This is a genomic window from Pseudoalteromonas sp. SR44-2 (assembly GCF_014163745.1).
Lineage (GTDB): Bacteria > Pseudomonadota > Gammaproteobacteria > Enterobacterales > Alteromonadaceae > Pseudoalteromonas > Pseudoalteromonas distincta.
The window spans coordinates 67,243-89,094 of the sequence record NZ_JACJDW010000020.1 but is presented as its reverse complement, the minus strand read 5'-3'; the positions used below and the strand labels follow the sequence as shown (position 1 = coordinate 89,094).

At 37.4% G+C, this 21,852-nt stretch carries 20 protein-coding genes and 1 tRNA gene; 6 read left to right on the top strand and 15 right to left on the bottom strand.

Annotated features, from left to right (window positions below):
• Positions 1-243: 243 nt before the first annotated feature.
• On the top strand, positions 244-1,560 hold the full coding sequence (locus tag H5115_RS13320) for an integrase family protein (RefSeq protein WP_182755721.1): 1,317 nt from the start codon (positions 244-246) through the stop codon (positions 1,558-1,560).
• 62 nt (positions 1,561-1,622) lie between these two features.
• Here the strand turns inward: H5115_RS13320 and H5115_RS13315 are convergent, their stop codons facing one another.
• The 7 genes from H5115_RS13315 to H5115_RS13285 all read right to left on the bottom strand — a co-directional run bounded on the left by H5115_RS13315 (position 1,623) and on the right by H5115_RS13285 (position 5,823).
• The gene (locus H5115_RS13315) at positions 1,623-1,790 is read right to left on the bottom strand and encodes a hypothetical protein (protein WP_008136936.1); all 168 of its coding nucleotides are present in this window, start codon (positions 1,788-1,790) and stop codon (positions 1,623-1,625) included.
• Positions 1,791-1,798: 8 nt separating this feature from the next.
• Complete coding sequence (locus H5115_RS13310; RefSeq protein ID WP_008136938.1) at positions 1,799-2,524, bottom strand: zeta toxin family protein; 726 nt, start codon at positions 2,522-2,524, stop codon at positions 1,799-1,801.
• 391 nt (positions 2,525-2,915) lie between these two features.
• Entirely contained in the window at positions 2,916-3,788 is an 873-nt protein-coding gene (locus H5115_RS13305; protein ID WP_182755719.1) for a hypothetical protein, read from the bottom strand.
• On the bottom strand, positions 3,785-4,012 hold the full coding sequence (locus H5115_RS13300; protein WP_008138913.1) for an AlpA family transcriptional regulator: 228 nt from the start codon (positions 4,010-4,012) through the stop codon (positions 3,785-3,787). The genes H5115_RS13305 and H5115_RS13300 overlap by 4 nt, the downstream gene beginning before the upstream one ends.
• A gap of 320 nt (positions 4,013-4,332) precedes the next feature.
• Positions 4,333-4,998 (bottom strand): hypothetical protein, encoded by a 666-nt coding sequence (locus tag H5115_RS13295; RefSeq protein WP_008138912.1) that lies wholly within the window; start codon positions 4,996-4,998, stop codon positions 4,333-4,335.
• A 256-nt stretch (positions 4,999-5,254) separates the two neighbouring features.
• Positions 5,255-5,623 (bottom strand): hypothetical protein, encoded by a 369-nt coding sequence (locus tag H5115_RS13290; RefSeq protein WP_182755717.1) that lies wholly within the window; start codon positions 5,621-5,623, stop codon positions 5,255-5,257.
• Between the two features lie 8 nt (positions 5,624-5,631).
• The gene (locus H5115_RS13285) at positions 5,632-5,823 is read right to left on the bottom strand and encodes a hypothetical protein (RefSeq protein WP_182755715.1); all 192 of its coding nucleotides are present in this window, start codon (positions 5,821-5,823) and stop codon (positions 5,632-5,634) included.
• An 88-nt stretch (positions 5,824-5,911) separates the two neighbouring features.
• Here H5115_RS13285 and H5115_RS13280 point away from each other — a divergent pair, with 88 nt between their 5' ends.
• The 3 genes from H5115_RS13280 (at position 5,912) to H5115_RS13270 (ending at position 7,737) form a co-directional block, all read left to right on the top strand.
• A complete protein-coding gene (locus H5115_RS13280) occupies positions 5,912-6,178 on the top strand; it encodes a helix-turn-helix domain-containing protein (protein ID WP_182755713.1) in 267 nt (88 codons plus the stop codon).
• Positions 6,179-6,641: 463 nt separating this feature from the next.
• A complete protein-coding gene (locus tag H5115_RS13275) occupies positions 6,642-6,863 on the top strand; it encodes a hypothetical protein (RefSeq protein ID WP_182755711.1) in 222 nt (73 codons plus the stop codon).
• Positions 6,856-7,737, top strand: coding sequence for a site-specific integrase (locus tag H5115_RS13270; RefSeq protein WP_182755709.1), 882 nt, complete (start codon positions 6,856-6,858; stop codon positions 7,735-7,737). Before H5115_RS13275 ends, H5115_RS13270 begins: the two co-directional genes overlap by 8 nt.
• A 490-nt stretch (positions 7,738-8,227) precedes the next feature.
• On the opposite strand, the gene H5115_RS13265 is transcribed toward H5115_RS13270, so the two are convergent.
• The 7 genes from H5115_RS13265 to H5115_RS13235 all read right to left on the bottom strand — a co-directional run bounded on the left by H5115_RS13265 (position 8,228) and on the right by H5115_RS13235 (position 19,317).
• Positions 8,228-8,992, bottom strand: a complete 765-nt coding sequence (locus H5115_RS13265) for a hypothetical protein (protein WP_182755707.1) — start codon at positions 8,990-8,992, stop codon at positions 8,228-8,230.
• Between the two features lie 548 nt (positions 8,993-9,540).
• Complete coding sequence (locus H5115_RS13260) at positions 9,541-10,077, bottom strand: hypothetical protein (RefSeq protein ID WP_182755705.1); 537 nt, start codon at positions 10,075-10,077, stop codon at positions 9,541-9,543.
• 22 nt (positions 10,078-10,099) lie between these two features.
• On the bottom strand, positions 10,100-16,561 hold the full coding sequence (locus H5115_RS13255; protein WP_182755703.1) for an ATP-binding protein: 6,462 nt from the start codon (positions 16,559-16,561) through the stop codon (positions 10,100-10,102).
• A 739-nt stretch (positions 16,562-17,300) separates the two neighbouring features.
• Positions 17,301-17,377, bottom strand: a tRNA-Ile gene (locus H5115_RS13250).
• A gap of 253 nt (positions 17,378-17,630) precedes the next feature.
• Positions 17,631-18,128 carry a hypothetical protein gene (locus tag H5115_RS13245; RefSeq protein WP_259396401.1) on the bottom strand — a complete coding sequence of 166 codons (498 nt, stop codon included), beginning with the start codon at positions 18,126-18,128 and terminating at the stop codon, positions 17,631-17,633.
• Between the two features lie 391 nt (positions 18,129-18,519).
• Positions 18,520-18,678 carry a YqaE/Pmp3 family membrane protein gene (locus tag H5115_RS13240; RefSeq protein ID WP_002957822.1) on the bottom strand — a complete coding sequence of 53 codons (159 nt, stop codon included), beginning with the start codon at positions 18,676-18,678 and terminating at the stop codon, positions 18,520-18,522.
• 72 nt (positions 18,679-18,750) lie between these two features.
• The gene (locus tag H5115_RS13235) at positions 18,751-19,317 is read right to left on the bottom strand and encodes a BON domain-containing protein (RefSeq protein ID WP_024597541.1); all 567 of its coding nucleotides are present in this window, start codon (positions 19,315-19,317) and stop codon (positions 18,751-18,753) included.
• 328 nt (positions 19,318-19,645) lie between these two features.
• Between H5115_RS13235 and H5115_RS13230 the strand changes: the two genes are divergently transcribed.
• The gene (locus H5115_RS13230) at positions 19,646-20,314 is read left to right on the top strand and encodes a LiaF domain-containing protein (RefSeq protein WP_039488234.1); all 669 of its coding nucleotides are present in this window, start codon (positions 19,646-19,648) and stop codon (positions 20,312-20,314) included.
• Between the two features lie 38 nt (positions 20,315-20,352).
• Here H5115_RS13230 and H5115_RS13225 read toward each other — a convergent pair whose 3' ends face one another.
• Positions 20,353-20,769 carry a VOC family protein gene (locus H5115_RS13225; RefSeq protein ID WP_182682573.1) on the bottom strand — a complete coding sequence of 139 codons (417 nt, stop codon included), beginning with the start codon at positions 20,767-20,769 and terminating at the stop codon, positions 20,353-20,355.
• Positions 20,770-21,012: 243 nt separating this feature from the next.
• On the opposite strand from H5115_RS13225, the gene suhB reads away from it, so the two are divergent.
• The gene (gene suhB, locus H5115_RS13220; RefSeq protein WP_149593794.1) at positions 21,013-21,816 is read left to right on the top strand and encodes an inositol-1-monophosphatase; all 804 of its coding nucleotides are present in this window, start codon (positions 21,013-21,015) and stop codon (positions 21,814-21,816) included.
• Positions 21,817-21,852: the final 36 nt, after the last annotated feature.

Below are 21,852 nucleotides of genomic sequence, written 5' to 3'. Positions count from 1 at the left end.
TGGATAGGTATTTACTTGGGAAATTTGAAAAAGTGGTGGCCCCTCCCAGACTCGAACTGGGGACCTAACGATTATGAGTTGCAAAACAAGGACTTACTACGAGTTACTTTTTGATATAACTATTTACTAATTTTCATAGCTATATCATAGGGTTATTGAATAAAACCCACCTCTGATGCATAAATCATTATGTATTTCAAAACGTTAAATTTTACGTTCAAAGTAGCACAGAGGTAGCACCATATGTCAGACACAAAATTTCGCTTCACAGAATTATCGCTTGAAAAGATAGAATCAAACAGTAAACGCACTCGCTATTACGACAACCTATTGGCAGGACTAATTTTAGATGTAACCGTAGCTGGTAAGAAATCATTTAGAGTTTATAAAAAGATACCAGGGAGAGATACACCTATTAATGTCACTCTTGGATACTTCCCATCAATTACACTTGATGATGCAAGGCGAATGGCCAGAAAAGTAATGGCAGATATTGCTGAGGGTATAAACCCGAACGACCTTAAGCGCCAATTTAGAGCCGCTTCTATTACCCTAAAAGAAGCATTTGATTCATACATCGAAACTAGAGATCTTAAACCTATAACTGAAAGTGGTTATCAGCAAAAAATAAACTGCTATCTACCGGATTGGCATAACAAGCGCCTAGCCGATATAAATCAAACAATGATTTTAAAGCGCCAGCGAGAAATAACCTCAAGAAGCCCTGCTCAGGCAAATTATACCATGCGCCTAATGCGTGCTTTATTTAACTTTGCTAAAGCTGAATATAAGTCTTCAGAAGGCCGAACATTATTTCCAGAAAACCCTGTAAGTGTACTTTCTGAAAAACGAAACTGGAATAATATAAAGCGTAAAACAACACGTCTGCGCCGATCACAACTAAAACCATTTATAGATGCATTATATGAAGTCAGAAATGAAGCTGCTAAATATCGTAAAAATAGCCGTGTAGGTTTTTGTGACTACCTAGAATTTTTGACCTTTTCAGGCTTGAGAAGATCTGAGTTACTACAACTCAAGTGGTCACAGGTACACCTTGAAGATAGGATATTCATCCTCAAGGATACAAAAAATGGTTTAGACGTCGAGTTTCCTATTACAGATCGATTAGCTGAGATATTTAATCGACGAAAAGAATATAAGGTATCTGACTATGTGTTTGGGACAGATAGTAAAAAGGGCTACCTTACTGATCCTAAAAAGACGCTGAAACATGTATGCCAAATTGCAGGAGTAAAAATCACTTCGCATGATTTGCGTCGCACATTTACATCAATGGCTGAGAGTAGCGGAGTATCAGGATACCTCCTGAAACGCCTTCTAAACCACATTACAGATAAAAGCGACGTAACTGCTGGCTATTTAATTTTAACTGCTGAGGAGCTTAAAGAGCCAGCGGAAAAGGTAACCGAAACAATTGCAAAATATGCAGGCTTGATTGAGCAAGAGCCAGAAAATAAAATGACCAAAATGAAAAGTTTATTAGCAAACTTAACTAAGGAACAAAAGATTGAGTTGATGAGTGCTTTGCTAAGTTAAAATTTATGCTGAATCAGTTTACTTTAAATCTAAAAAAGTCCCTTAGTGGGACTTTTCATTAATTATCTTTGAGTTGCAGACGCTTTATTGACAAGCTGCACTTGAGAGGTAATAGCGCGCTCAATAACTTGACTATAAACTCGCTTCTTCTCGCTTGAACTAGAATCTAACACAAAATCTGAAAGCTTAGAGTTTTGCGTTGGCTTTGGCTTAATTAAATTTGAAAACATAAACACTCCTAAAGCTCGTTTTTTGAGCTGGATGGTGATTCTATCAGGCTCTCCAAATCTTCTCTAGTGAATTTTTCATCTAAATGATGCTCTATTGCCTGAACGTTATCGTGATAAAAACGTGTTTTGCCCTTATTATTTTTAACTAATAAATCCACTTGAATTTGACTACCGAACTTGAGCTTAAGTTCCCTTATAGCCTCCTGAGAAGAAAAGAACTGATCAATAAAGGTCTTAGGTAGAATTCTACGTCCTTCTAGCTTTTCTCTTGCCTCAACGAACTCCCAAGCGAGATCTGGTTTTTGATATACAAACAGAATTAGTACTTGCCTTTCCTTACGGATAGAGCGTTCAATATTCTTTTTTGCAACATCATAACTTGCCAAAGTCCCATCTAACAAAAAAGATTGCTTGTTTTTAAACGCATGGTCAAGTGTTCGCTCTACAATAAAAGAAACTGCGCGATGAAATAAATACGAGTTATCACCTGTATAACCAGGTATAAGCTCTCTCAGTTCATCAGGATCAAGCCTAAGTACATTATCAGCTCCAATTTCTTCCAAAAAGGCTTTTGAAGCTTCAGTTTTACCTGCACCAGGCGAACCAGCCATAAAAACAGAAACTGGTCTTGCTTCGGGAGGAAACTGGTTTTTGTCTGTTAACTCGCGAGCTATACGAGTCCTATTACTTTTAGCGTAGCTTATCGCCTGCCGCTCTAGTTCTTCTGGTGTCATATAAAACCTTAATTATCTCTATTCATTATGTCACTTAAGTAGTTATTCGCAAGTGATCAAACTCAGAGTAAGTCTATATAAGATTAAACGTCTTTTATGTAAGGCGGCTCTTTTCATACACATAATTTTTATTCACAATTCGTGCCTATTAAATTAAGTTTTTTTGTTTTTTAGTTATTAAAGCTATTAAGTAGCACGCTGCATCCACTGATAATAAAGGGCTACAAAGGTGTTACTATTCGCAAGTGACAAACATCTGTACGTCAGTAACAAACTTTCAGTCGTCAGTAACATAAAGCGGTTCACCAGTGACAAACTTTTTTTCATGAGTGACGTTACTAATTATTACTTATACATAATTTATTCAATATACAATGAGACTGTTCATTGCTCATGATATGTATAATTTTTTTCCACGAAGAAAATTATTGCTGGGAGCTATTAGAATACCTAGATCTGAACTGTCAATTGAAACCCCCGCATTTGGATGGCATGTAAGAATAAGATCTAAAGCACGTATAAACCGTCGTTTGAATCGGCTAAGTTCAAGCCTTCTGAGATATGGAAATATATCTTTATGAAGAGTGGACCACGGCACGAAACTAACTCTACTTTTTTCATAACCTCGGCGAACCAAGTAGATGTATAAATCATGAGCAAGCACAATGTCTTTACTCCTAGCAAACTTAAGAAAACGTAAGTCGATTGAAATAATACCCTTTTTATAGGCTACAAGTGCTTTAAAGCTATTGGAGGGGATATAGTGAACTTCCTTGTATTTTGCGTTGTAGATGCCTAGATGCTGATCACCCAGTAAGTTATCAGCTTCTGCAAAAAAGCCTCTTCTTCTCAATTTATCTTTAGACTTTTCAGTTGGTTCAATTGTAAAGGTAATATCAAATACTCTCTTAAGAGCAAGCATAAAGTTTGCGAATGTACCGCCCGAGATTACCTTTTGCCCAGTAACTCGTTTAAACAGATCACTTACCGAGTTAGCAATTACATAAGATGGGAGCTCTGGTCTTCTGACAATTTCTGTTGTTAGGTAAGCAATAATCAGTCTCGCATAGTGTCCATGTGGCAGAGGCTGCGAGCTTTTCAATATGACTGTTGCGTATTTTCCGAAGCTCTTAACCTCAGATAAATCTGTTTCTTTAAGAGGTAAAACACACGGGTCAATTAAAAATGCAGGATAAAAACCAACTGTTTTCATCTTATAAGGACAATATTTTACAATCTCTTCAATCTGATCATCAGTACTCATTGGTGCATCACCGATTCACTTTTTATCAGTGGTTGCTCTTTAATCCAGTTATGGAATTCGCTTATAGGAAATAAAGTTTTCCCACCTTGTTTAATATATGGTGGTAGCAGGTGCTCTGATTTACCTTTTCGATTATCGCAAAGCTTATTGTATAAAGTCTGTTTTGAAATACGCATTGCATCAGCGACTTCTTCTAGCGTATAAAATTGTTGTTTGATCTTCATTATTATTCCTATTAGTTATTGGAATAACCTATTCTCCACATATTTCTTAATCTGACTCTCAAAAAGGGGGGGGGCAATTTTTTGATGCTTTTTTTAAAGTAGTAAAAGCTGGTAATGCAAAGTAAGTCTAATGACCTAAAGTTAGATGTAAGTAAGGTTCTTAGAAGGAAATTAGCACTTTATTGATTAATATAAGACTAAATTTTTGCTCAAAACAGGGAAGTTTGGCATGCCAAACTTGAGTTAAAAATTAAACCAATCACAATACAGACCTTTCAATTATAATCCGAATGAATAAGGCCAAGTTCATCAAGGTTTGACTATTGAGGGTAATATTGAGACTCAAAATCATTTATTAGCAACTTTTTCCAGTCTCTATTATTATTTTTCTCATCAGATAGTGGGTATTCTAATACTCTCCACCTTAAAGAGATATTTCTTGGCAAATATAAATAATGAGTATTTCCTTGAAGACTCAAAGCCTTTAAATAGCTCCATGAATCACCGCGTTTCTCCTGAACCTCTAATCCATAGCTTTTTGTTTTATCTCCATCCCACTTGAGGGAGTAGCCAACTAAATTTGGGTTAAATGCATCCGGGACCGAATCAACAGGTATGGACGATTTTTTTATAAGTTCATTCTGTGTTTTTTCAGACATTTTAACGTCAGAATAATTGTTTATAAGTTTTACTGCCCAATCTCGCAAGTTAGTATTATTTTCATTTGCAGGGCCTCCTAAAATTTTAACTCCCAAATTTATATATTCAGCTTGCCGTTCAGCTTCGTTTTCTTGTTTCTGTTGCTCTAACTTCGCAGCATGTGTCTCAGTGATGTGAAGATAACCTATACCAGCAACTAAAATAGGAGTAATTAGTGCAGAAAAAGCGAGTAATAATGAACTCCAATTTATTGAAGATTTGAATTCAGCTTCACTGTTTTCCAGAGGTTCATTTTCTTTCCTTATTACAATCGACACTTCTTTCATTGAAACCTGTTTATTTTGTATTAGTGAGACTTGGTATAATCTGTCTCTATATTCTAATTATTTTTAATCATTTGGTAAAGTAACCAGCGAGTCGCTCCTTTAAAATAGAGCTTAATCTGAATAATTCTCTTTACGTTGCGCTTTTTGTTCAGGATCTATAGCGTAAATATCAACAATTTTTTACATCAAAAAAAGGCTAAATTTTTGCTCAAAACAGGGGGCTTAAAGTTTGGCATGCCAAACTCAAGCTAAAAATTTAATGAAAACTGTAGGTGATTGGCAAGTTTAAATCATGATCCCAATTGGAAAGCATAACAATCCATTGGAAAAAGTGCTGAACGTCTTTTTCAGAGTAACCACTATTCACAATCTTTAAAGACTCCGAGCGATTACAAAACATTTGATAACTTTCTTTTTGAATATCCCAAACCTCTCCCTTATCATTTATATAATGATGAAGCATAAAATCTAAGGTAAGCAATGAACTAATTAACCTAGATTCCGATATGTTATTTAGTTGACTGCTTAATAGCGCTAATTGTTGATAGCTTTTCTCGCAACCGTAAAGCTGCACTGATAGTACTGCAAGCACAGACTGATATGGCTTATTTTCAGGCTTAATCATATTACTTTTCACTTATAGAGCTCTCCACGGGCATGTGCATCTCTGGCCTCCTGTTCAGCGTAGTCGTCCCCACAATGATTTACATTTCCCATGCCATCACTGTACTCATCAATAAAGCGATCCTCCTCTGACTTATCGTCAACGTCTAAGATAACAGCCACGGCCACCGAACCAATAACCTTTAGTGTTTTCCAAATCATATATCACCTCAAAAGCTAAGTATTACTTAGTATCTAAAACACATTAAAGCTAAGAAAATCTTAGTTTTCAAGTTAAGAATAAATTTAAATGAAAACTAATGATGACTCACCTTTTCCAAAACGATTAAAAGAAGCAAGAAAAGCAAAAGGGCTATCTCAAAAAAAACTAGGGATCTTAGCTGGTATGGATGAGTTCGCAGCATCGGCCAGAATGAACCAATATGAAAAGGGTGTTCATGCTCCTGACTTCAAAACAGTTAAAGCATTAGCTCATATTTTAGAAGTGCCTACTGCATTTTTGTATTGCATAGAAGATGAACTCGCAGAAAAAATTTTATACTTTTTTAACAAGTAGGTATTAAAGTTTGGCATGACAAACTTCCCTCCCCTGTAATTCAAACCATTTCAAAATGAGGCATCATGAGCAATACGCCTCTTTTTTACTGGGCTTTGCCCAGACCCCGCTATGTAGAAGCCTAAAATCGGCTTACACATAGCGGGGTCTGGGGATATAAGGCGTTATACGCATACTTTTATTTGCAGATTGAAATGGTTTGAAAAAGTGCTAATCTAGAAACTAGTTTAGCTCTTAACGAGCAAAGAAAAATACAGGCGCTGTTCAGCTGCCTTCAAAACGTAGTAACGAGGTTTACAAGTTTCACTTCACTGTGAAGATCATATTGATGCTTTTACGTATCAAAAATAATTAATGGCGAGATCAGTCCGAGCCAAACGCTATGCGTTGGACAGGGGCGAATAGGCATTAGCCGCTGAGCTTTAATAGCCAGTCTATCTTACAAATCCCTTGGAGAGTTACTATGACCTTTAATGCTAAGGCTGAAGCATTGCGCCTAAAAAATGAAAAAAAGCTAATCAGTAAAAAACGATTCAAGCCATCAAAGCTCGATATTCATAAACACAAACTGCTAGCGCTTCATAAAGAAGCAACAAGCATTGCTTGTTTGCAACGATGGCTTCTGCGCAAAGGAGTAAAAACACACTGGAGTACTGTAAAACGATGGATTGATAAAAATGCCTAAGTTCGCAAAGCCTGAAGCGCAAGCCCAGAAGCTAGCTAAAAACTTATACAAGCACAAAATTATTAAATCTCTAGGAACTGCTCGTAATTATAAAACTGCACTTATAAAAATAGCTAGATGGTCAAAAGATATTGGCATTAATGGTGTGCAAGGGATGAGCATTCAGGATGCTTATAAATACCTTGATTATCGCAGTGAGTTTGCAGGCCAAAAAACGTTAGATATGGAACGGCAAGCAATCCAAGCTATGTTTAAACTCAACGGCAAACTAAGCACAAAAGAAACGCTGACTGTAATAAAGTCCGAAAAAGAGATAATCGAAAAGTCTCGCGCCTACACTCCTGCTCAAGCTCATGCAATTAGTGAGCATCAAACTAGAAAATATAACTTATCTACGCAAATAGCCTACGCAGCAGGATTAAGAGCCCATGAACTTTTAACAATAGCCAAAGTATCAGAGCGTAGAGCTGATAGCCGTCCAGCACTAAACAGCAAATGGCTTGGTCGAGAAGGTAGTATTTATACAGTGAAAGGCAAAGGCGGCCTAATCCGTGATGTACTAATACCTAACACACTGGCTACACAGCTAGAACAAAGACGTTTAGCACAGCCCATAACCGTTCGTGACAGGGAAATTAACTATTTGCAACGTTATGATATTGGTGGTGGTCATAAATGGTCATGCTCATTTTCAAAAGCATCTGATCGCACACTCTTTTTTTCAAATGGCGGTCATGGCCTCAGGCATAGCTACGCACAAGAGAGAATGCTTGAGCTAAAAAGCTTAGGTTTAAATAGAGCTGTAGCTCTTGAAACTGTGTCGCAAGAGCTAGGTCATTTCAGGGCTGAAATTACTGAAGTTTATTTAAAGTAATAACTCCCCTGCCCTGAACTCTATACTGACTTAAAGCTGATTCTGATTTTTAGCTTATTTGTTGAATGATAGATATCAAGTCACTATGAATAGTAATATTGAGATAGCGACTCAGTGAGTCGTCCCTACCTCTTCGAGTAGGTACGACTTGTCTTCAATTTACTCCCAGAAAAACCCTGAAAAATTAAGGTGTTTTTATTTTGGGAGGTGCTTTATTATCATAAAAGCAGCGCACACCGCAATTCGTTATCGATAGTAACGGCCCAAATCTAGTTGCATGAAACAGGTCTATGGTGCATCAGAATGCGACCCTGGAGGCGTGTAATCCATCAGACGTTAGGGTTTATCGTCTGTAGTCTTCGAGGATAGTCGTGTAGTTCCTACACGCGCAGCCCATTATATTGGGCTGTTTTTCTTAAGAATTGGTGTGTGCTGCTTTCTAGATATAAGACTGCATAATATTGAATCTACTTCAAAACCTATAATTTAATTAAAGTATGCTGATCAAATATTGTCTATTTTTGACCACATAAGGGTCACTATTTTTTGTGGAAACGTCTATACCAAGGGCTCCTTGTACTTCTTGTTCATAAACAAGCTCAGAATAAGTGCACCTTTTAAATTTTTTATTTCTTATAGTAATACATGAGAACTCAACAGAAGTCGTTTCTGGAATCGCTGTGATTATAGGGATCGAAATACAAGCATCTTTAAAAGCTTTTCGGTCCGCTACATGCTCAAGCTCTATTAATGTATATCTAAAAAAGCTTTTTTCAGATGTAAAATCAAGAAGCTCATTAAAATCATGATAAAGTTCTTTTGCATCAAGCGTATGAATAGCAAATTTGTACAACGGTGACCAATCAAATGATGGAAGAACAAACCATTGAACAGTATGGCTACTTAAAGTGTAGTTTTGAATCAAATTAGAGAAATAAGCAGTAATATTAGTAAGCAGACTATTCTTTTCAAATCTTTTTTTCTTCAAATAATTTTCTATTAGGACATTAATTTGATTTATAAAAGGCTCTTCAACTCCACCAATCATTTTAACCTCATTGAAACCCTTAAGGTAATCAATATGCACTATCGGTGGATGGGAAAAGTTGTCATCGTGGTAAATTGAAATTTCAAACGCAAATTTCTTGCAAGGGCTAACCATAAAAAAAGTGTTATCATAAGATAATTTCTTTTTTTTTCTTCTTTGTTTTAAAACATCTTGGACTTCAGCCAAGTCAAAGTCAAAATAATCCATATTTATAACTAGTTAGTTTAAGATAGCTCAACATAATATCAGTTAATCACTTTTTACTGAGCAACTCAAATACTTTAATTGAACCGGCCAGACTTAACAAGACAGATTTTCATTTTGAATCATCGAGCTTTTTCATACGACATTAAAGATATATTGCTAACAAAAAGACTACAAGTCGAATTTGAACGGCATTGAAAATTACTAATTAAATAGATTAATCCGATTTTGATGGCAAAAATAAGTGCGGTTTATTGCCACACAATTAAACCACTAATTGAAATCGAAGAACTAAAATTGAGCTGAAACTACCATAACACTCAAAAAATCGATACAACCTCTACCAAAAAATTATCTCACTACCTATTATCCAATAAAAAATACAATGGTTTCTTACAATACACACTGGTAAAGGGCTTCTTAAATTCATTGATATAAGGTTATAGTAAACTGACTAATATGATGAATGGCTAATACATCAAGTCAAATGTTTCATTAACAATCACCAAGTCACAGCTATCCATGTACATCTGAAACGATTATTTATAAGTTTATTTTTCAGACAGCTCACACTTCAATAAATTTAGCTTTTCACATAAGTCATCAATATAACCACCAAAAAACTTTAATGAATCATGCGTTTCGATTTTTTCAATGTCCAATTTTTGGTCAGAACGAAAACTCATTTCTTCTTGTGCCCACGAAATTAAAAAATCGTATATTGTTTGTTCTTCGTCAGTCAATACAGAGGCTGGAATTTGCTTACTTCTGAGTGATTGCAAAGAAGTAAACTCTATAAAATGCAAAGCTCTATATAGGTTTGTTAACATCGAGAATGAATCTGCAGCCAAGGACTCATATTTACCGAGTCTGTTTCTTTCCCATACATTAGCTTCAGGAGATAATATACTTAAGGAGTCGATCATTCCTTTAAATCTGGCTAATGGGTATGCATTTCCATTTAAGGAACTTCTGTGCTCCCATATTTTTAAGATCAACTCAACGGTTTGCTGCTGATATTTTTCTTTTTTTTCTGCGTCTTTTTCACGTTCAACACGATCCATCATTTCGGCTAAATGATGTGACATCCACTTTCCCAATGTATCGCAACTATCGGAGAAGCCCAGTTCTGTCGCTAGGTGGTGCCCAAGTACCAATACGTCCTTCAGTGGTAAAGATTTCTCCAGTCCTTCTGAAAAGGTAGAGTCTTGCGTATCGCGCTTCTTTTTCGGACTCTTTGTTATATTCTGTAATTCCATCTTTAGTTACTCTTCGTGTTATTTCGACCTCAAGGATTAGATCAAAGTCAACTTTATCTAGATATTGCTTTAGGTGATGTAGTGATATTTTTAGGCTATGCCCATTGGAAATAACATCTTCACCATATATGTATTCTCTTTGTCGGGAGTCATCTCTTACATCACCCCATGCTTCATAATGAAATACTCTGCTTCCGTTAGTGGAATTAATCCAGCTAACGGGGTAGCTGTCCGACTGGCGTAATTCCAGTATTTCAATGACATTTTCAGACGGCGTTGCTTCTATTAAGCGGACACCATGATTAAATACATCCTTTTCATCTATACGTGCATCATTAGAGTGCTCACTGAGCCAACCACGTAATATAAATGGACCATCGTCTATCTCAAACTCATTGTCAGCAGGTGGTAGACGATAATCCCAAGAATCACGGGAAGTTTGAAGTGCCCGAAGCAATGACAATCCTGTATCTGGGCTAACAAGGGAAGAGGATATTCTCACACTGGAGCGATGATTACTGGTGCGAATATCATGATATGAATCCACAACCAGATTCTCATCTTCGGAAGTTAAACCAAGTTCCAACTCAAAATCATTAGCGGTTATTGCTGCTACCCAATCTTCTGCCTCGACGGCAGGAGGAAGATGAAAACGTGTTTCTAGTGGTGTTGGGCAGCGAAGATCACTCGACCAGTGCGGCGGTTGAGTTAATCCCTCTCGTTTCAAAAAGCCGTTTAGCGTTCCATAATCGTCATCATCGTATTCAGGCTTTGCCAGTGCATTTTCTGTCATCAGAGAACCCAAACTACACCACATGGCGTGCCACTCCAGGTAATAACTATGACGCTCTATAGTAGGCATTGTACCGTGGCTGTGGCTGTAAAGAGTGTAGTTAGCGTTTTGAAATTTATGTTTTCTTGGTTCGTTTTCCCAGATTGATAAATCTGTGCCGCTATTCCAGCGATCCATGATCCAAGCTTCAGCCTCGTCAAGAAACATTTCTTCGTCAACATCAGCAAAACACTCTATCGCGCTGGGATATACATATCGAAGAGTATCTAACGAATCAAAATTAAACCTTCTTTCTTTACCTTCTTCGTGAAACCCTCCACGAGAAGCTCTATGTTTCGATTTTTCGGTAGTTAGTTCCGAAGTATTGATAGCATACAATGCTGTTATTTCTTGCTCATCAAAATCAATAAAATTATTTGAAAGAAGCTTCATCAAACAGGATTTGGCAAAATGACGTATCAATACATGTGGGAAGTCTTGATCATTAGCAATGCTCAATAACCAGCGTGCGACAGGTGCAATGGCTTCCGGTACCTCAGATGCAATTCGATCAAATGTTACAATGAGCCAAAGACGTGCGGACATCCAATAAAAAGGCACATTACCTTCTCGATAGCCGGGCATGGATTTATGCTCATATAAAGCGATTAGCGCCATAATTATCTTAAAATCGCCCATTCTGGCAGACGTTCTAATACTATGTGCCGCTCGCCATCTCACCCTAGTATCTACATCACCTAGGAGCGAGTAGAGTTGGCAGGCTAATGCTGATTCAGTTGAATACTCAGACTCAATTTTATTCGCTGGAAGCTTTAACCGTGTAGTTAGTCGCTGAACATAACGAGTGGTGACATCTGCAATTTGTTCCTCGCTGCAATAATCAGTCAGTAGTCTGACCACAGAATATAACTTGGGCAGGGACAAATATTCAGAATTTTTTTCCAGTCCATCCAGCAATAAGCTAACCGTTTCTTCTCTATTTAAGTTCAGGTTATGAATAACATCTTTTAGTATTCGCTTTTCATAGCCATAATTTTCACCATAGGAAAATTCGTCCAAATGGTTAGCAATTAAGGTTGGTAGATTTTCCTCTTTCCAGGTAGATATGACGTGAGATGATCCCACCCATAAGTCAACGCAATCAATTAACGTTTTAGCCCATGTATAGCCAAGATCATCAATAACATGTTCATCAGTCAAGAGATCCAGAAAGGCAACACGATTTTTTGATTCCAAACGACTGATTAAAGATCTCAGTATGTCATCACAGCTAATATAAAAATCTTCATCCCTAGCTTCTTTTCGCTTGGCATGAATTGAATTCATAAAATCAGAAGGTGATTCAAAGGAAATTTCTTCAACATTTATGCGTTCAAGAAACTCTCCTTCCTTTGATTTCATTGCTGTCGAAGCACGATTTTTATTACCACTTTTGGTCTTGGCACTTTCTTTAGTTTGTGATTTAAATTGAACTAATTGATTAAGTGCCGAATGCCAATATTCACTACCATCGCCATATGGAACCAGTTCATTTAACGCCTGACATATTTTGGAGCTATCACTTCTGTTGAATCTCAATAACTCGGATTTTGCAATTTCCTCTATCAACTGACGGGCATCTTGCATGCTTGTAATTGACGTTAGTTTAGTCACAAGCTCCTCATTCAAATCATCACAGAAATTAAGCAAAGAGACAGCCTGCGCAGGGCTTATAGTTCCTTCTGAAATACCCGTAGAGATCAATGCAGGAAGAGTTTCGCTGGCTTGAATCAAATCACAATCTTCCCAATACCCGATAAGACTGACTGCTTTAGGCATATCTAATATAGCGACAGCAGAAACTGCATCATTCCAAGGAAAATGATCATAGCCATCAAGAAGAATGCCGTACTCCGTTATTATCGCAGCCATTTGACTTGCTATTTTTTGCAAACCTGTAGGCGAAAAATGATTTTTTGCGTTTTTGGACAACGCCGAAAAAAGAGCCACATCATGCATAGCATCAACATCAACGTCATTCGCAATATCAACTGCTATTTTAAATACTTCTCTGGCTTCGTCCTTATCCACAAAAAGCAACGTTCTGGATAAATCCAAAAGAATTCTGATTTTTTCGTTTGCTGCTGTTTTTAGATCTTTTACTTCAACTGAGCGTTCGTAAATATCTTTAACAACTGGCAGCCTCAATTCTGGTATTTTTATTAGATTTGCAATAACGTTACGCTGCCCAGAAGAAAATACAGATGGCCATTGTTTGAACGCTGCCTTAGTCAAAGTTAGCACTGTATTCATATCGAGATTTGGCACAACTGACAGCCTGGCTACGGACAAAGAAAGCTGGCTACATATGGATTCAAAGTAGTGTTCTCTAGACATCCTCCAGGAATTTGCAAGCAAAGAATCCAGTGCAGACTTAACTTTCTCTTCAGCTTTTTCTGGCAAGATATTGGACAGCAAAACATCCGCTCTAACAGCATAAAAAGATATTAAACCTGACAGGTTTTCTTTTATCTCTTTATGCTTTTCCGATAATTTTTGCTTCTTCTTATTTTTTTCGGCCTCATTAAGATCTTCAGGTATAGGTGAATCAATCCAATAAGACTCTATTGTGACGTTGAGGCCACGATGACGCATTAACAAAGAGTAAGCTCTCAAAGCGACATCGTTTTTAAGAATATCATGTATGTAGATGTTATTGACCAACCGCCAATTATCAGGGCATAGATATTCAAGTATTGGCTCTACTGAGGATAAATTCACTCCATTAGAAGCCAAAATTTCACAACCACTAAGTAACACTTCCGCGTAGCTAAAAGTCCCTGAGTCTTCAGAGGTGTGCCTTTCTAGCTCATTTAGGTCGCAATATTTCAATACATTCTTGTTGCACAATGACTTTTCAAGAGAGGCGCAATCGATACTATGGCCGACAAGCGCCAAAGGTATTTTGAACAATGATGACCAAGGCTCTGGGATACAACCACTATCCAAAAACTCTTCAACTGTGACTACCTTGCCCGATAACAACAGGCGATCCAATAATCTGATCGCGATTTTGTAATGGATACTTTTCGGCTTCCAGCCACAAATGAATTCATATGCAGCCTGGTAACCCTCTATATCCAACACTGAATGGGCAACAGCAGTAATATCCTCAAGCTCTAATGGCCACGCATCTATATGTTGGTACCGATGCTCGCTTTGTTCGGCTTTTTGTCGTTCAATATCTTCACTTCTCCGATTCATCCATTCACGAAGAATGCGTTTCTTTTCACGGGCAGCGATAAAATCTCTGTCAGCTGCATCACGGGCAACAATATGCGATAAGAACCTACCATGGCTTTCATATGTTTTTGACGAGTAAAGTATATTTCTGCCTACAGTATCAGACGCAAAATGGACAGATAAATCTGGGTTTTCAGCGATAATTTTGTTTACGGCATCATCTGTTTTTATCGCCTCAGCACCAACTAACAAGGTAAATATTGCATCTGCTTGCTCGCCTGCTGAGCGGCACACTTTCATTGCGAGCTGTAACCGCTGACGTTGCACTTCTCGGCGAATTATTTGGTCTTTTATAGCTTTTGGTGCTTCATTTTCCTCAATGATTCTTATGATTTCTTGACCTTGCCCAGCTGAAAATAGCGCTGAAGCCAAGTGCATGGCCGAATACTCGTCACTTTCATGATTGGCACTGAAATGTGCTGCTGAACGCTTATAAGCTTCCAAAAGCCTTGGCTGCGCTTTCTCTCTGACAAAAAATTCAACATCCTCATCAAGAAACCCTACTTTATCCTCAAGAATACGCATTCCAGGAAGGTCAGAAACAATATCATTAACCCTTTCTATTGATATCCCCACAACACTAGCTAAATGTTGCTTTGGAACTGGTGCAGGTAGTGCTACTAACGATGAGCAAACAAGAGACAAGGTGTCAGAATTACCCTCCTTCAAAATAGCCTCTTCAAAGCGGGCTTCAAAGATTTGTTCCAACCCTTTTCCATTGGGCCTTAAAAATTCAATCGCTTTGCCCGCATCTGATTCTGCATAGTCAAATGCGTAACTTTGCACTCGTGGATTTCGGTTAGATAAATTATGAAAATCTTCTATCCATGCTTTGGCTGCGCGGGGAAATTGATTTAATACATTGAGCTCTGTTTCTTCCAATGAGAAGTTAGAAATTTCTACTGAGTTGTATTTAGATGGAATAGATAAGGAATCTAAACGTCCAGTTCTTGCAGAAATCATCAATCTAACATTAGCTGGCAGATTTCCGATTTTAATCAGTTCATGAACGAAACTGATTTCTTCTGGCTTACACTGCTTTGCACCCGTTACAGAATTATCCGCAGCATCAATAACGATAACCAATAATGCATTAGCTTCTTGTGCCTCTAAAACTTTGCTTGCACTTTCGATTCTTAAAGCAAAAGCCTTAATAAAATCTACAGAAGTATCCTGGCTAATCAACAAAGGTAATCGCAATCGAGCCGAGGTTTCATTGATTAATTGCAGGTAGGCATCTTTCGGTCTATGTCGATAGGCTTCACTATCCATATAAGTGCCAGCACCATAACAGTCATATGTAATCATGACTGAGCCCTCAGGTAACAAATTTTCAACCTGTTTTAGTACGGTCGTTTTTCCACTACCGCCTTCTCCATGCAGGCATATAAATTGATCGCCATTGACCATGGCAGTTTGTATCGCAACAGCAGCATTTCTGTTAATAGGATTTTCTGCTACTTTGAGCCTTGGAGGGCATGGGAATAGAGCTCGAGGGTCAGACACATTCATCCATGTCAACACTGTTTCCCTTGTTATATAACTTCCTGTAGCCTCCGGCAGCATCAGCTTATGAATACGATCTTTCAAATCCAGCACAAACCCCCGGTCAGCACTCAGTGTAAGAGCTAGAATCTCATTAATCGCGCTTTCTTCCTGCTCAAAGCGAGAACCAGTACCACAGTCAGAAAAGTCGAAGAGTTTAATAAATTTCTTGAAATTTGTTTTGTTAAGGCCACTAGCAACTCTTAGCGTTTCATGCTTTTTGTTACTGAAATCGGAAAGCGATTTTTGAAGGTCTTTACCAATAGGGCGATTACTGACTAGCCTGATTGTTAACTCACCAGCACCAATCAGGTCTGGCCTAGCTTTTAATATTGCAGTAAATGAATCAGCAAGCCCCTTAATAATACTGTTATTTGAAGATTTTGATTTAGAGCTTGTTAGTTCCGAAACAGTCCAATTTTTGTCAGGTGTTGATGCAGAGTACTTTAGCTGCTCAATGACAACCTTTTCAGCTTGCTCTATAGAATGGCCACCATAAAATAAGCCACAATCAACAGAGTCCCATTCCGTTAACTCCGGAGAATTTTCATCATCAAGATTTACGCCTTCAACTGTAACAGCAACCAACGATGTGTCAGGTTCGAGTAATTGTAATGCTAGACGAAGTGCCCACCATTCATGAAAATCATCGCCAGTGTTTGAGGCTCTGGCACCTAAATATTCTGGTTTCATATAATGTAAGTTTCTTTTAAATCCCTGTAAAGATGTCTACTGGGCACACTTTCCTCTTAATAAGACCGAGGACACAACAGACCAACACACAAACTCACAATAGCATGAACCAAAGCTATTAATAAATTTTGGATTATAAATTTTAATTAGTTGTAGTTTCATGCTACTAAAGATAAAAATAAATATTAGCTTATTAGATACTTAATCCCAAACCACTTCGTTCAATTCCTGTAAAGCCATAAATCGGAACCCCGCAAGCGGAGCCCCCTTGCTACGCAACCCTTCGGGCGATTTCTAGCTTGACTGGCTTTTCACTGCGTAGTCTGTGTTGGCCATGGGGTATGCCGCGCCTTTAGGCGGCAAGCGCCTAAAACTTACCAACCTCATAGCGAAAGGGGCTTAAATGAAATCTATGGACTTTATAAACAGGGCTAAAAAGTAGAATTTGCTGATATAGCAAGGTCGGAAAAACCGATTGAACGTACCAATCTTATTGCGTAATTGTAAGCAAATATAGTAGCGCTTAAAACTATTACTAAAGCTTTGTTAACGAAAAGCTTGTTGATTTCACCTAAGTTGAAATTTAATAGAGCCCTATATAGTTCTTTATCGAATCCCTAGATGCTGAAATGAGGTTGTATTAGATAGTTAATAAAAAAAGTTGCTATACTAAAAGTAGCACAGAGGTAGCACGAGGTAATTTCGGTTAGTAGGTATTTACTTGGAAAGCTTTTAAAAGTGGTGGCCCCTCCCAGACTCGAACTGGGGACCTAACGATTATGAGTCGTGTGCTCTAACCAACTGAGCTAAGGGGCCAACTTTATATAACTGCCAGGCAGTTAATTTTTGAAGCGTTCAGTCACAGAGCGACTAAAGCGGGTTGCAGTATAAAAACTTTTTAGGTGCTTGTCACTACCAAAAACCTTTATTTTAACAATCAACAAGCTAACTGCTTAAATAGTAATCTTTTAAGTGGGCATAAACATAAAATGTAAGGTATTTACCGTGCTATTCACTGCATTAAATTATAAACAAAACCTATCCCATATAGTCTTTTATATTTAACCCTCTACTTTTTAAGCAAAGCTAACATATATGTGTAGGCATACAAGGCTGTAAAAAATATGCTTGGGGCTACTGTAAGTGGCAAATTAGGTGTCTGATTAATTACATTCACCATAATCACTAAGCTCGATTGAACAGTAATCGGAATAATAGGCGCAAAAAGTACACCTGCTATTTTTTTGTTACTTAAATACGAGGCGCTAGAGTTAATTGCATTATTGAAGCTTTGTCGTATTGCTACGTTTTGTGGTGTTTTAGAATGAAACATACAAATAATTGGAGTTACAAACGCAAGCGTTACATAACTAAACTTATACTTGTTGACGACCATTTCTAAAATAAAGGTAAAAAACAGCGTTACAAATCCACTATACAAACCTTGCACTAATGCAGCTTGAAGCGTAACCGATTTAGCAATGTCTGCCGCACTATTTGCCCAGTAGGCCCAACTAAAATAAAAAACGAAAGACACAACGCCTGACATTATAAGTCGAATATTCAATTAACTGCCTCAATATGCCTAAAACCTAGTTTAATGATAACACTAGAAGTGAAGGTAATATTGTCACTAAATAATAAAGTATTTGATTGTATATTATAGATGTATAAACACACTAATGTTGAAGATTTCCTAAATGGCATCAAGTCAGAATCTGAGCGCGGCTGTTAGCTGGAAAGCTTATTAGTAAACAATAAGTATAGTTTTAAAATAATATTGGGAGAGAGTTAAGGAAGTAAATCAAAGGGTTGAAGGGCGTTAAAAATTGGATTTAACCTAAAAAACTATCTAAAAACTATCTAAAAATTCTTTAAAAACTAATATTGTGAGCCGATCGGTACTAAAGTATTTAGCTAAACCTCAGTAGTCGGCTTACACAATATATAATCTGTCATTATTTTTTCGCAATAATGTAGATTGCATGTATTAACCCTGGGAAATAACCTAGCAGTGTTAATAGAATATTTAACCAAAAATGCATACCTAAGCCAACTTGCAAAAACACACCTAATGGCGGTAATAAAACCGAAAGTATTATACGAATAATATCCATGATCAAACTCCATTTAAATTAAACATTGAAAAGACTTAAAGCCCAGTATTACTGGGCCTTAACTATACTGTATTATTCAGCAACAATAGCTAGTTTATCAACTACGTCGCGAACATCTTCAGCATTTTTAGCAATTTTAACTGCTAGTTGCTTTTCAGCTTCAGACTCTACAGAGCCATTCAGAGTTACCACCCCGTTGTCGGTATCAACATCAATGTCTGTACCACCTACTTCTGAGTCAAACAGGAAGCGAGTTGTGATTACAGTGGTGATTTTAGCGTCCGTTAGGTCGTTATCATCATCGTCCATCATGTCGTTGCTTTTATCTTCGGTGTCCATGCTTTTAACAACAGTAAGGCTGTTGTCAACATCAGTTACACCATCTAGGCTAAGTACAAGTTCTTCTGCTAGCTCTTTATCGAGTTCGCTATTAACTTTACCTGTAAGTACTACCTTGCCATTTTTTACATCAGTGTTAATGTCAAAGTTGTTTAGATTAGTGTTCATAAGTAGAACGGTTTCTGCCTTACCATCAATCCAAGCATCTTTACTTTCGTTTTCCCAGCTGTTTGCTTGGGCACCCATAGCCGTAGTACCAAGAACTAGAGCTGCGATAATAGATTTGTTAAATGTTTTCATAATCTTTCTCCTTTTGATTAAAGACACTTTAACTAATGCGAGCTTCAGGCCAACTTTATTTATACTTAAAATTCAAAGACTTGAATTAATTAAAAGATAAAACCTTATCTATGTTTGTGTAACTATTTACAGGCTACTCGGTAAAACTTTCTCAAATAGTGAAAATAGCTAGATAATTGCTCTTTTGGTTAATCTATCGTTAATATAACAAAACAAAAAACACCGTTAAAAAATAACCAATTGATAATTAATGAAATTATATTTGGTACGCGGTTTGCAGCCTAACTACAAGAGCAGTATCAATAGTAAATATAATAAGGAATAACTCATGTCTGTAAAAGTTGAAGACCGCCCAATAGAGCAAGTACGCGAACAAGTGATTGATCAATTAATTTATAATTACAGTCATGGTGTTATTTCTGTTGATGCATTCGAAAGACGTTTAGATAATGCGATGGATGCACCTAATAACGAAGCTCTGCTAGCCTTAGTAGAAGACTTAACACTTAATACCGATCAGCAATATAAAGCAGAAAAACAATCGCAATTTACACCACATTATAGTGCACAGCAAAACAGTGATGATGATTTTACATTACGCAGTATTTTAGGATCTAACGAGCGAAGTGGTCAGTGGGTTGTGCCAAAAAATATATATTTGAGTAACTTTATGGGATCGGTGGTGCTTGATTTTACCGATGCTATTTTTGCGCATCAAAATGTAACTATTCACGTTAACTGTATTTTTGGTAGCGATGAAATTTACGTACCAGAGCATGTCAATGTAGTGTCTAAAATGTTTTGTATTTTAAGTAGCCTTGAAAATAAATCTGTGTCGCTTAACAAACGCCAAGGCCCTACAATTCATATTGAAGGAAAGGCAGTAATGGGCTCGGTTGAGGTGAAAATAAAGCGCACAATTAAAGAAAAATTTATAAGTTTTGCAAATGAGCTAAAAACCCAGTTTGGCACGGGTAATAATAATCGCTCACTATAATTGAGTAGCAGCACTTTAGCGTGCTGCTTAGTATTTTATTATAAATCGTTATTTCGCTCGCTTGGTATATCACTTAAATACTCTACAAACTCAACTTCAAACCCTGCAGGATCAATAAAGTAGACATTCTTTCTGAAAGGATTCTCGTTACCTTGCTTGCTTAGAGTAAAACCCACTTTATTTAAGCGCATTACTACTGCGCTTAAATTATTAGTTACATAAGCAAAGTGTGCAAAACCAATTTGATGGCCCGATAAGTTTCTGTTTTCACCTTCACCATGACTGCTTATCGCAATGTAATGCGTGTCATCTCCAAAGTGTACCCAGCGTCTTGGTTTTCCATGCCAATCGCCTCTGCCCTCACTTCTAATCGACCAATGTGGAAATACAGCGCGATAAAATGTAAGCATACTATCTATATCACTCGCGACTAAGTTTACGTGCTCTAAATACATAATGTTATCCTATCAGTTAAGTTAGGAGCACGATAAAACCTCAAGTTAACTTTAGGTAAAGTGTTATTTAAAATTAATTTATTTAAATGCAGATAATTATTTTTTAAAAATATATACACTTTTCAATCTTGTATAAAAAACAAACACAAGTATTTGGGGTTTATTGTTTACTTTATGGCAAAAGTCGCTAAAATACGCCGGCTGAAATATATAAACGTTCTTTTACAACCCAAAGGTAATACCATGCATCCAATGTTAAACATTGCGGTTCGCGCTGCGCGCAACGCAGGCAAAATTTTACTTCGCGCAAGTGAAGATTTATCAAAAGTTGAAGTGCAACAAAAAGGCGCTAACGACTTAGTAACTAACATTGATAAAGAAGCCGAAGCCGTAATTCGTGACACTATTTTACAGTCTTACCCTACTCACTCAATTGTTGGTGAAGAACTAGGTGAGCATAAAGGCAAGGATGATGATTACCAATGGATTGTAGATCCTATCGATGGAACAACTAACTTCATCAAAGGTATCCCTCATTACGCGGTTTCTATCGCACTTAAAGTTAAAGGTCGTTTAGACCAAGCTGTTATTTATGATCCAATTCGCGGTGAGCTTTTCACTGCATCTCGCGGTCAAGGCACTCAGTTAAACAGTAAACGTCTACGCGTTAGCAAAACTACGGTTCTTGCAGGCACTGTACTTGCTACTGGTTTCCCGTTCAAAAACAAAAACCACATGGATGCATACACTGAAGCGTTTAAAGCATTATTTGTACACACTGCTGATATTCGCCGTGCAGGTTGTTCTGCTTTAGATATGGCATACGTTGCAGCTGGCCGTGTTGATGGATTTTTTGAAATTGGTTTAAAACCTTGGCACTCTGCTGCGGGCGAACTAATGGTTAAAGAAGCGGGCGGTATGGTTGTAGATTTCGCCGGTGGTAATAACTATAACCACAGCGGTAATATTATCTGTGGTTCACCAAAACTGACTCAAGCAATTATTCGCGAAATTCGTCCAGTATTAACTGAGTCGTTACTTCGCTAATTAAATGCTATTAATAGCATACTAAAAAGGAGCTCA

Excerpts from the sequence above, each read along its gene's own strand:
- H5115_RS13320 (WP_182755721.1), top strand. The coding sequence starts at position 244 with ATGTCAGACACAAAATTTCGCTTCACAGAATTATCGCTTGAAAAGATA.
- H5115_RS13315 (WP_008136936.1), bottom strand. The coding sequence starts at position 1,790 with ATGTTTTCAAATTTAATTAAGCCAAAGCCAACGCAAAACTCTAAGCTT.
- H5115_RS13310 (WP_008136938.1), bottom strand. The coding sequence starts at position 2,524 with ATGACACCAGAAGAACTAGAGCGGCAGGCGATAAGCTACGCTAAAAGT.
- H5115_RS13305 (WP_182755719.1), bottom strand. The coding sequence starts at position 3,788 with ATGAGTACTGATGATCAGATTGAAGAGATTGTAAAATATTGTCCTTAT.
- H5115_RS13300 (WP_008138913.1), bottom strand. The coding sequence starts at position 4,012 with ATGAAGATCAAACAACAATTTTATACGCTAGAAGAAGTCGCTGATGCA.
- H5115_RS13295 (WP_008138912.1), bottom strand. The coding sequence starts at position 4,998 with ATGAAAGAAGTGTCGATTGTAATAAGGAAAGAAAATGAACCTCTGGAA.
- H5115_RS13290 (WP_182755717.1), bottom strand. The coding sequence starts at position 5,623 with ATGATTAAGCCTGAAAATAAGCCATATCAGTCTGTGCTTGCAGTACTA.
- H5115_RS13285 (WP_182755715.1), bottom strand. The coding sequence starts at position 5,823 with ATGATTTGGAAAACACTAAAGGTTATTGGTTCGGTGGCCGTGGCTGTT.
- H5115_RS13280 (WP_182755713.1), top strand. The coding sequence starts at position 5,912 with ATGAAAACTAATGATGACTCACCTTTTCCAAAACGATTAAAAGAAGCA.
- H5115_RS13275 (WP_182755711.1), top strand. The coding sequence starts at position 6,642 with ATGACCTTTAATGCTAAGGCTGAAGCATTGCGCCTAAAAAATGAAAAA.
- H5115_RS13270 (WP_182755709.1), top strand. The coding sequence starts at position 6,856 with ATGCCTAAGTTCGCAAAGCCTGAAGCGCAAGCCCAGAAGCTAGCTAAA.
- H5115_RS13265 (WP_182755707.1), bottom strand. The coding sequence starts at position 8,992 with ATGGATTATTTTGACTTTGACTTGGCTGAAGTCCAAGATGTTTTAAAA.
- H5115_RS13260 (WP_182755705.1), bottom strand. The coding sequence starts at position 10,077 with ATGTCACATCATTTAGCCGAAATGATGGATCGTGTTGAACGTGAAAAA.
- H5115_RS13255 (WP_182755703.1), bottom strand. The coding sequence starts at position 16,561 with ATGAAACCAGAATATTTAGGTGCCAGAGCCTCAAACACTGGCGATGAT.
- H5115_RS13240 (WP_002957822.1), bottom strand. The coding sequence starts at position 18,678 with ATGGATATTATTCGTATAATACTTTCGGTTTTATTACCGCCATTAGGT.
- H5115_RS13235 (WP_024597541.1), bottom strand. The coding sequence starts at position 19,317 with ATGAAAACATTTAACAAATCTATTATCGCAGCTCTAGTTCTTGGTACT.
- H5115_RS13230 (WP_039488234.1), top strand. The coding sequence starts at position 19,646 with ATGTCTGTAAAAGTTGAAGACCGCCCAATAGAGCAAGTACGCGAACAA.
- H5115_RS13225 (WP_182682573.1), bottom strand. The coding sequence starts at position 20,769 with ATGTATTTAGAGCACGTAAACTTAGTCGCGAGTGATATAGATAGTATG.
- suhB (WP_149593794.1), top strand. The coding sequence starts at position 21,013 with ATGCATCCAATGTTAAACATTGCGGTTCGCGCTGCGCGCAACGCAGGC.